This window comes from Moorena sp. SIO4E2, from assembly GCF_010671945.1.
Classification (GTDB): Bacteria; Cyanobacteriota; Cyanobacteriia; order Cyanobacteriales; family Coleofasciculaceae; genus Moorena; species Moorena producens.
The window spans coordinates 1-8,343 of the sequence record NZ_JAAHIE010000332.1 but is presented as its reverse complement, the minus strand read 5'-3'; the positions used below and the strand labels follow the sequence as shown (position 1 = coordinate 8,343).

At 44.0% G+C, this 8,343-nt stretch carries 6 protein-coding genes; all 6 read left to right on the top strand.

Annotated features, from left to right (window positions below; all coding sequences use genetic code 11):
• The first annotated feature begins 851 nt into the window (after positions 1-851).
• The 6 genes from prfB to F6K37_RS26050 all read left to right on the top strand — a co-directional run bounded on the left by prfB (position 852) and on the right by F6K37_RS26050 (position 7,997).
• A protein-coding gene (gene prfB / locus F6K37_RS26075; protein WP_131826916.1) for a peptide chain release factor 2 occupies positions 852-1,962 on the top strand; the annotation gives its coding sequence in 2 pieces (ribosomal slippage) (positions 852-923 and positions 925-1,962; 1,110 coding nt in all).
• A 448-nt stretch (positions 1,963-2,410) separates the two neighbouring features.
• Positions 2,411-2,626, top strand: a complete 216-nt coding sequence (locus F6K37_RS26070) for a DUF3285 domain-containing protein (RefSeq protein WP_008183353.1) — start codon at positions 2,411-2,413, stop codon at positions 2,624-2,626.
• A gap of 187 nt (positions 2,627-2,813) precedes the next feature.
• A complete protein-coding gene (gene ybeY / locus F6K37_RS26065) occupies positions 2,814-3,341 on the top strand; it encodes an rRNA maturation RNase YbeY (RefSeq protein WP_008183350.1) in 528 nt (175 codons plus the stop codon).
• Between the two features lie 98 nt (positions 3,342-3,439).
• Complete coding sequence (locus F6K37_RS26060; protein ID WP_008183348.1) at positions 3,440-3,955, top strand: diacylglycerol kinase; 516 nt, start codon at positions 3,440-3,442, stop codon at positions 3,953-3,955.
• Positions 3,956-3,990: 35 nt separating this feature from the next.
• Positions 3,991-5,157, top strand: a complete 1,167-nt coding sequence (locus F6K37_RS26055) for an NAD(P)/FAD-dependent oxidoreductase (RefSeq protein WP_008183344.1) — start codon at positions 3,991-3,993, stop codon at positions 5,155-5,157.
• Between the two features lie 542 nt (positions 5,158-5,699).
• Positions 5,700-7,997, top strand: a complete 2,298-nt coding sequence (locus F6K37_RS26050) for a glycosyltransferase (protein WP_008183342.1) — start codon at positions 5,700-5,702, stop codon at positions 7,995-7,997.
• The last annotated feature ends 346 nt before the right edge of the window (positions 7,998-8,343 follow it).

Below are 8,343 nucleotides of genomic sequence, written 5' to 3'. Positions count from 1 at the left end.
TATAGCAGTCGCCAGGGCAGTTAGGACATGACAAAAGTCTCACACCCTTTGTAAGCGATGCAGCGCGGTCTTGGGGGTTTCCCCCATGAGCGACTGCATCAAGAAGCGCAAGAGTTTGACTTCTGACTTCTGACTTCTGACTTCTGACTTCTGCTATACCTAAATGTTGCTGAACTCTGAATCCCTAAGGAAATCCCAATACCCAAAGTGAGGGCTATTTATGGTAAAGTTTATGGTAAATATTGATAATCTATCTGTTCTAGGAAAGAAGCAAGTTGTTGTGTATTATGAAGCGTGATTAGTGGAGTAAATCAAATCGAGTTCCCTATAAAATAATATTGTAATTGTTCATAAACGATTTCAATAAAATTAGAGGTTGTCTGAGAAGTATCATTTGCTACATCAAAGCCCCCGTTGGTCCCCCAAGCGAGGGATTGCTCGCTTGGGGGACTTTTACCAGCAAATGGATTCTTGTTCCCCCCAAGCGAGGGATTGCTCGCTAGGGGGGCTAGGGGGGCAAAATTCAGTATCAAACAACTTTTCAGATATCCTCTTATAAAAAACGTTATATTATAGCCCTTAAAAAGGTTTAAAACGTAATTATACATTATATAATTACGTTTTAAACTTGTGATTAAAAATGGATATTACATCGATTAAAATATCGGTATAATATTTACAATTACGTTTTCAAATTGGAATTTGACCAGGGTATTTGAGATGGCGATCGCATCATAAAAATTCTCGGTATACTAGTATACTATAGTTGAAATGTATAGTTAAAATCAAGAAGATTACCTGGTGTATTTACATGGTGTAGTTATAATGGTGTTGTAAAGGATGGAAGCATTATGGAAACCGTAGAGCAGAAACGGGCAGTCGAAATCTTGTCGGAGCGCCTGGGTAAAACCCAGGACTATCTTTGACATTGCTGCTCTGAAGGCCAAAATTCAAGATTTAGAGCAGCTGGCAGCTCAACCAGATTTTTGGGATGACCAAAACTCGGCTCAGCAAACCCTTCAACATCTCAACGACCTAAAATCTAACCTCCAACGCTATAAACAGTGGCAATCCAGTTTGGAAGACACTAAAGCGATCTTGGAGTTGCTAGAACTAGAAACCGATGACGCACTGCTTGCAGAAGCTCAAACCAACTTGACTCAGCTGAATAAAGAACTGGATCGCTGGGAGTTGGAACAGCTGTTATCTGGTACCTACGACGCTAAAGGTGCTGTCCTCACCATCAATGCGGGGGCTGGTGGAACTGATGCCCAAGATTGGGCTGACCTATTACTGCGGATGTACACCCGTTGGGCAGAGAACCATGGTTATAAAGTCCACCTAGCCGAACTTTCCCCAGGAGATGAAGCTGGGATTAAGTCTGCCACTCTGGAAATTGACGGACTCCGCGCCTATGGTTACCTGAAAGCCGAGAAAGGTACTCATCGACTGGTGAGGATTTCCCCGTTTAATGCTAACGGTAAGCGACAGACTAGTTTTGCTGGAGTAGAAGTGATGCCTGCGGTGGATAATACCGTTGAGCTGGAAATCCCCGAGAAGGATTTAGAAATTACCACCTCCCGTGCAGGTGGTAAGGGAGGGCAAAACGTCAATAAGGTAGAAACTGCAGTGCGGATTGTCCATATTCCTACCGGCCTGGCTGTGCGCTGTACTCAGGAGCGTTCTCAATTGCAAAACAAAGAAAAAGCCTTAGTACTGCTGAAAGCTAAGTTGCTCGTGATTGCTGAGGAGCAACGAGCTCAAGAAATTGCCGAAATTCGGGGGGACATGGTGGAAGCGGCTTGGGGAAACCAAATTCGAAATTATGTGTTTCATCCTTACCAGATGGTGAAAGACCTGCGCACTAGTGTGGAAACCACAGCAGTTAATGATGTCCTTGATGGTAATCTTGACTTATTCATTGAAGCGTATCTGCGTCAAGAAAATCAGTTAACTAACTAGTAAGCAGTCAGCTATCAGCCGTCAGCCGTCAGCTAATCAACGGTCGGTAATAAACAAGCTGGGGGGTGCTGCTACGGCTGCTTGAAAATCCCTGCTCGTTTTACTCATCCGACCCCGTTCAGTTAAAACGCCTGCTAGCACCTCAAGTAGCACCATCTGTAGCGCATTAGCTGATAGCTGACTGCTGAATGCTTACACTAACTAATCACTAATGATTGGTTATTAGTGATTGTCAAAGTTGGTTGATTATTACTGATAAATAGTCAGTGGTCAAGTTTCAAGTAAGCAGGAATTAGGCAAAATTTGGCAACAAACTCGCCTTAGGTTTAGGGTGCATTGATAAAGCAGGCTACAGCTAGAGTTTCTGGGTAATTCGTGGTAAAAATTGTTAAGTATGCTGTTAGATTAAAATCAGCAAAGAAATTCTGACGTAGAGTACTTGTGTTCGATGAGCAACCCACCTTCACAAACCCAACAGCCAGAACAAGGTCTGGATACAACTACAGCCCCAGCCGATAGCGGTTCAAGTGAACCTAAGCCTAGTTACACCAAGTTAGCCATGCGCAATATGGTGCGTAAGGGAGGTAAATCTCTGAGACACTTTTTCCTCACCGTTTCTGGTTTATTGGCCTTACTGGTGGGTCTTGCCTACCTAACCCGTTAACTAAAGAGTTTGTTAAGTGATTTAAACTTACTCTTGTTGATGGCTCTATGCTTCGAGAGAGCAAAATCAAGGGAACAGTAAGCATAGTCCTAGACCCAGGATTAACGAAGCCGATGACCTAGCCAATCGGCTAGGTCATCGGAGTAGGTTACCCTACTGGTAGCCAAGCCTTTTGGAGACGCTGAGTGTGAAGTTTGAATTGAGTGTACAGGATTGTTTCTTTAATCGCTCCCATTCCGCTGAAACCATTACTAACCAATCCAGCAGCCCAATTTCCCTCCACACTTGGGAAAGCTGGTTTGACCAATGGCTAGTTGCCCTCGAACCGGATTTACCGGAGGCGAACAGCTACGAATTGAGTCTTCGCCTTACTGACAATAGTGAAATTCAGGCACTTAATTCCCAGTACCGAAAAAAAAATCAGCCTACAGATGTACTTGCTTTTGCAGCTTTAGAGGTAAACTCTCCTAAGTTATCACCCCAAAAGCAATTATCAGTGCCTCTATACTTGGGTGATATCGTGATTTCGGTAGATACTGCTGTTCAACAGGCTAAACAGCACGGGCATTCTGTATCTACGGAACTAGCCTGGCTGGCAACCCATGGTTTACTTCACCTTCTAGGATGGGATCATCCGGATGAAGAAAGTCTACTGAGAATGCTGGATCAACAGGAGACTCTACTTCAGAGCGTAGGTCTTTCTAATGATTCCTAGAAGTCTGCTGTGCTTTCCAGTATATCCCTAAAGGTTAATCCTCCTACCCCATATGGGAAAGATCAAGGTATACCCAAGACTTATCCCTGAACCAAGAAATGGTGTTACCAAAGGCGGAATCTTATCAAACTCAGTTTTTCGTGTCTAATACCTTGCCGATGACTCAAGAACTATCTATACCAGTACCCCAATACTCTGACTCCAAAGTCAAACCTAACCGAGATTTGGCTTGGCGAATTGCTCCGACATTAATGATTAGCTTCAAATATGCTTGGGCTGGGGTTCGCTATGCCTTTCTCACCCAACGTAACTTCCGCATCCATACAGCCATTGGAATTCTAGCGATTACCTTGGGCATTTTTTTAAAAATACCCCTGGTAGAACTGGCTGTGATTGGACTAACCACTGGGCTAGTCATGGCCATGGAGATGTTAAATACAGCTATTGAATCGGTCGTAGATCTAACTGTTAAACAGACATACCATGAACTGGCTAAAATTGCTAAAGATTGTGCCGCTGGTGCAGTGCTGATCTCAGCGATAACTGCTATTTTTGTAGCCGGTTCCCTGCTACTGCCACCCCTAATCAGTAGAATTGAGTCAGTTTTGGGCTAAATACCCAATTAGACTATACGATATGCGACTATACGATGAAAGTATATGACTGGATTGTCGTTGGTGGTGGCATTACTGGAGCAGCACTCGGGTACGAATTGTGTCGCCAAGGTTTGACTGTTCTGATTTTGGAGCAACATCCTACCCTAGAGGGAGCAACTCGCTATAGCTATGGTGGTCTTGCCTATTGGTCAGGAACATCAAGGTTAACTCGAGTGCTATGTCAGGAAGCTAGAGAAATTTATCAAACTTTATCTGAGGAATTAGCAACAGATACCCAGTTCCGGGAATTAGACTTATTGCTGACCATTGACCTCAAGGATGACTTTGAAGAATTGGCAGCCGATTATGCCCGTTGTGCTACTCCCCCAACTTGGGTGAGTGTGGCTGACGCTTGTGCCCTTGAACCATTACTCAATCGAAATGCGATCGCAGGAGCTTTTACTGTCCGTCACGGGCATATCCATCCAGGAAAGACTACCCAAGGTTACCTGAAAGCTTTCCGCCGTTGTGGGGGGGAAATCCAAATTGGTCGTGTGGTGGAACTGGTAAGGAGTTCAGATGCTATCAAGGCAGTCAAAACAGTAGCAGCCACCTACCACACCGCTAACACGGTTGTCTGTGCTGGTGGACTCAGTCGCACCTTACTGAAAGCTTCCGGAATTCCTGTCTACTTGTATTTCACTCATGAGGAGATGATTGAAACTCCCAGAGTTGACATCCAGCTGCAGACCATGGTTATTCCAGCAAATACGAAACGGTTTCAACTCGAAAAGCAAGCCAGTACTAAGTCAGTTCAACACTTGTGGGATGAGCCTGCTCATGAGGTAGTACCACCGATTCTTGATGCAGGTGCAGTGCAGTTTTTAGATGGCAGTTTACGGATGGGTCAGCTCAGCCGTGTACTGACAGACCCCTACGCCACTATAGCGCCAGAGAAAGGGGAAGCGGAAATTCGTACTCAAGTGGGTAAAATTCTACCAGCTCTTGAGAAATTACCAGGAACCTGGCATCATTGTTTAGTAGCATTCAGCAACACTAGTTTACCAGTGGTTGGTTCCTTCGGTGGTGTGGAAGGAGTTTATATATTTTCTAGTTTTACTAACCCCCTGGTATTTGTGCCACCCCTAGCCAAGCGCTTTGCTAACTGGGTGGTTGGACAAGAGGATGAAATAATAGCCGAGATGTCCCCTGCCAGTTAACAAAGTATTATGTTAAATTAAGCTAGGTTAAAGCTTGTTAAGAGTCTGTTGGTGATCGACCCATAGTCTCAGTCAAAGTGCCAATACAGTGGCTCCATCATCCTTAAAGCCCTTTGGTAGGGGCGACTCTGTCAAAGTTATGGAACATAGGTAGGGTCCAAGGTCGGATTAGACTGTACTAAGTTGGGTTAATGGTCACAGGCAGATACACCTTTAACCTGCAGAATAATTTAAGCAACGGATTTTGTGTTGACACCAGAGTAATCTTCACTGTCAAGGGTTAACGGTCAACAGTGAACAATCAGCAAGTTAAATGTTAATTAAGATAAAGAACGGTGGAAGCGACGGTCTACCCCTTAGCTTGTGAGGGAAGCTAAGGAATTAGCTCGTGCTAACAAGCGAGTTATGAGCCTAAACTAGTTATGAACCTACAGGTGATGGCAATCCCCTCCCCTCAACCCAATCGGCTGTAATAGGGGTCTTCTGCCAAGAACTAATGATCCAAGAACTAATGACAATACTGGAATTACAGTTAAGGGATTATGACAAAAACTCGCTCTAAGTGGCAGCTTGTGGTGGTAGGGATTTTGCTACTGCTGACTCTTCAGTATGTGCTGTGGCGATCGCTGTTTACCCTCAATCTGGATACCCTGGTCAATGGAGTCTTTAGCTTGGGGTTATTACTAGCGGAAATACTGAGGCTAGCTGGTAGCACCATTCAGCTGTTTTTCTTGTCCCAGATAAAAGATAGAAGTCGGGAAGCTGATTGGGGTGAATTATCGGTTATTAGTGGTCGTTTTACCCCGTCTGTTGACATACTTATTCCTACGTATAATGAACATCCCTCTATCCTACGACGAACAATTATTGGTTGTCAAGCTTTAGAGTATACAATAAAAACGATCTATCTTCTGGATGATACTAGACGTCCTGAGATCAAAAGACTTGCAGCTGAGCTAGGCTGCGAGTATATTACGCGACCAAATAATCTTAATGCCAAAGCAGGTAATTTAAACAATGCCTTTCCTCAAACCTCTGGGGATTTAATTGCTGTATTTGATGCTGATTTTATTCCTACTAGGAACTTCCTCAAGCGGACTGTGGGTTTCTTTAAGGATAAGGAAGTCGCTCTAGTTCAGACTCCCCAAAGCTACTATAATCCCGATCCGGTTGCCTATAATTTAGGTTTAGAAAACATTCTGACGGCAGAAGAAGAATTATTTTATCGACACATTCAACCAATTCGGGATAGCACAAATAGTATTGTGTGTTGTGGCACGTCTTTTGTGGTCAGGCGCAGCGCACTCTTAAGTATTGGTGGCTTTTTTACCGATTCCATCGCTGAAGATTACTATACTGGGGTTTGTTTATCGGCTCTTGGCTATAAGTTAATTTACCTTGATGAAAAATTAAGTGCTGGCTTGGCAGCAGAGAATATCGCAAGTCATGTATCTCAGCGGCTAAGATGGGCACAAGGTACCTTACAGGGACTTTTTCTAGACGCAAATCCATTAAGAATTCCTGGACTTACTCATCTGCAAAGACTGGTTCATTTAGATGGGTTGCTTTATTGGTTTACTAGCTGGTCACGAATTTATTTTCTCATTGTTCCCATAGCGTATACATTTTTCGGGATTATTTGCTTTAAAGCAACAGCTACGGAAGTATTGTGTTTTTTAGTTCCTTTCTATTTGCTACAGTTTTCTGTATTCTCCTGGGTAAACTGCGGCTCTCGCTCCGCTTTCATGTCAGATATTTATTCAGTAGTGTCATGTTTCCCGATTGGATTAACGGTGTTGCAGACAATGCTGAATCCTTTTTCGAGAGGATTTAAAGTAACCCCGAAAGGAATATCTAGGGAGAGTTTTAATTACAACTGGCAGTTAGCATCGCCGCTGATTATTGTATTCGTTGCTACAGCAATTAGCTTTGGGTTTAATCTGAGCGAATTATTGATACCAGTCAGCAGTTTGCCATCCCTAGAAACAGCCCAACTTACCCAAGGCATCAGCTTAGCTTGGATTTGGAGTGGCTACAATCTCCTGGTGCTGAGTATCGCCTTACTAATCCTTTTGGATTCTCCTAATCCGGATACTAACGAATGGTTTGACTTACGTAAAGTGGTGCGAATAAATATAGGAGGTCAAACCTATTGGGGCATGACTAAGTTGATTTCCCAAGTAGGTGCTCAAATCAAGCTGACCGAGAAGCTATCTATCTCCCTTAAAGATAATATCAAAGTAAGTCTGAAAATAATGGGGGAGAACTTGCGACTACAAGGAAAGATTACTCACACAGACCTCACGAGTGAAACTCCCACTCTCCAAATAGGATTTAATCAGCAGATGAGTTTACCCCAGACAAGGTGTTTAATTGAAATGCTGTTTTGTGGTGTGGGTCAGTGGAAACCTTGTGATACCCCTGGAGAATTGAGCTTGCTGTGGCTTTTATTAAAAAGTTTGCTCCAGCCCAGATTTGTGTTTAACCGTAATCCAAACCTCAGCACCATTAGCTCCGCTGAGGTACCAAGCTCTACCCTTACCAAACTCAATGGTGGAATTGCTGTGGTAGCACCAGCGCCAAAGGCGATGGAAACTGTTGCTGATTTCCAAGAGGACAATAGCTTCCAACCCCTGCTCAAACCTATTTCACTAGTAGCTCAGCCTAGGGTAAAACCTCCTAGTGTTCCTCAAAAAGTCGGTGAAGAAGTGGCGATCAAGGTGGCAATACCAATGAATCCAGAACTAAACTCCCAGGTGGAGGCGAGCGCTCATTGGGAAGCCGAAGGTGAAACCGTTGTGATCAAAGTGGCGATACCCAATGAACTAATCCAGAACTAAATTGCCAGCAAAATGCGATTGACCTTGGCCTTTAGGCCACGCTACGCGAATGGTCACGCGGGGCGCGTTCGCTAATTAAACAACGACTCAAGAGCGGCTATGCTAGCAAAAAAGTGGATTGAGCCAAAGGCGATCTAAAGGGATGACCATTTTTGAATTCAAAATGAATAGCCTTCTAATTTGGAATTGTTTCCACAGGTGCGCTTGACCTTGGCGAATTAAATTCGCCAAGGTCAAGCATCGGGAATCGGGAATCGGGAATCGGGAATCGGGAATCGGGAATAGGGAGCAGGGAGCTTCGGAGCAGGGGAATAGGGTTTCATGGTTTGTTTTATAACTGAATAAT

What these genes read in the sequence shown, in the direction of transcription:
- F6K37_RS26055 (WP_008183344.1), top strand. Translation starts at nt 3,991, where the DNA reads ATGAAAGTATATGACTGGATTGTCGTTGGTGGTGGCATTACTGGAGCA.
- F6K37_RS26070 (WP_008183353.1), top strand. Translation starts at nt 2,411, where the DNA reads ATGAGCAACCCACCTTCACAAACCCAACAGCCAGAACAAGGTCTGGAT.
- F6K37_RS26050 (WP_008183342.1), top strand. Translation starts at nt 5,700, where the DNA reads ATGACAAAAACTCGCTCTAAGTGGCAGCTTGTGGTGGTAGGGATTTTG.
- F6K37_RS26060 (WP_008183348.1), top strand. Translation starts at nt 3,440, where the DNA reads ATGGTGTTACCAAAGGCGGAATCTTATCAAACTCAGTTTTTCGTGTCT.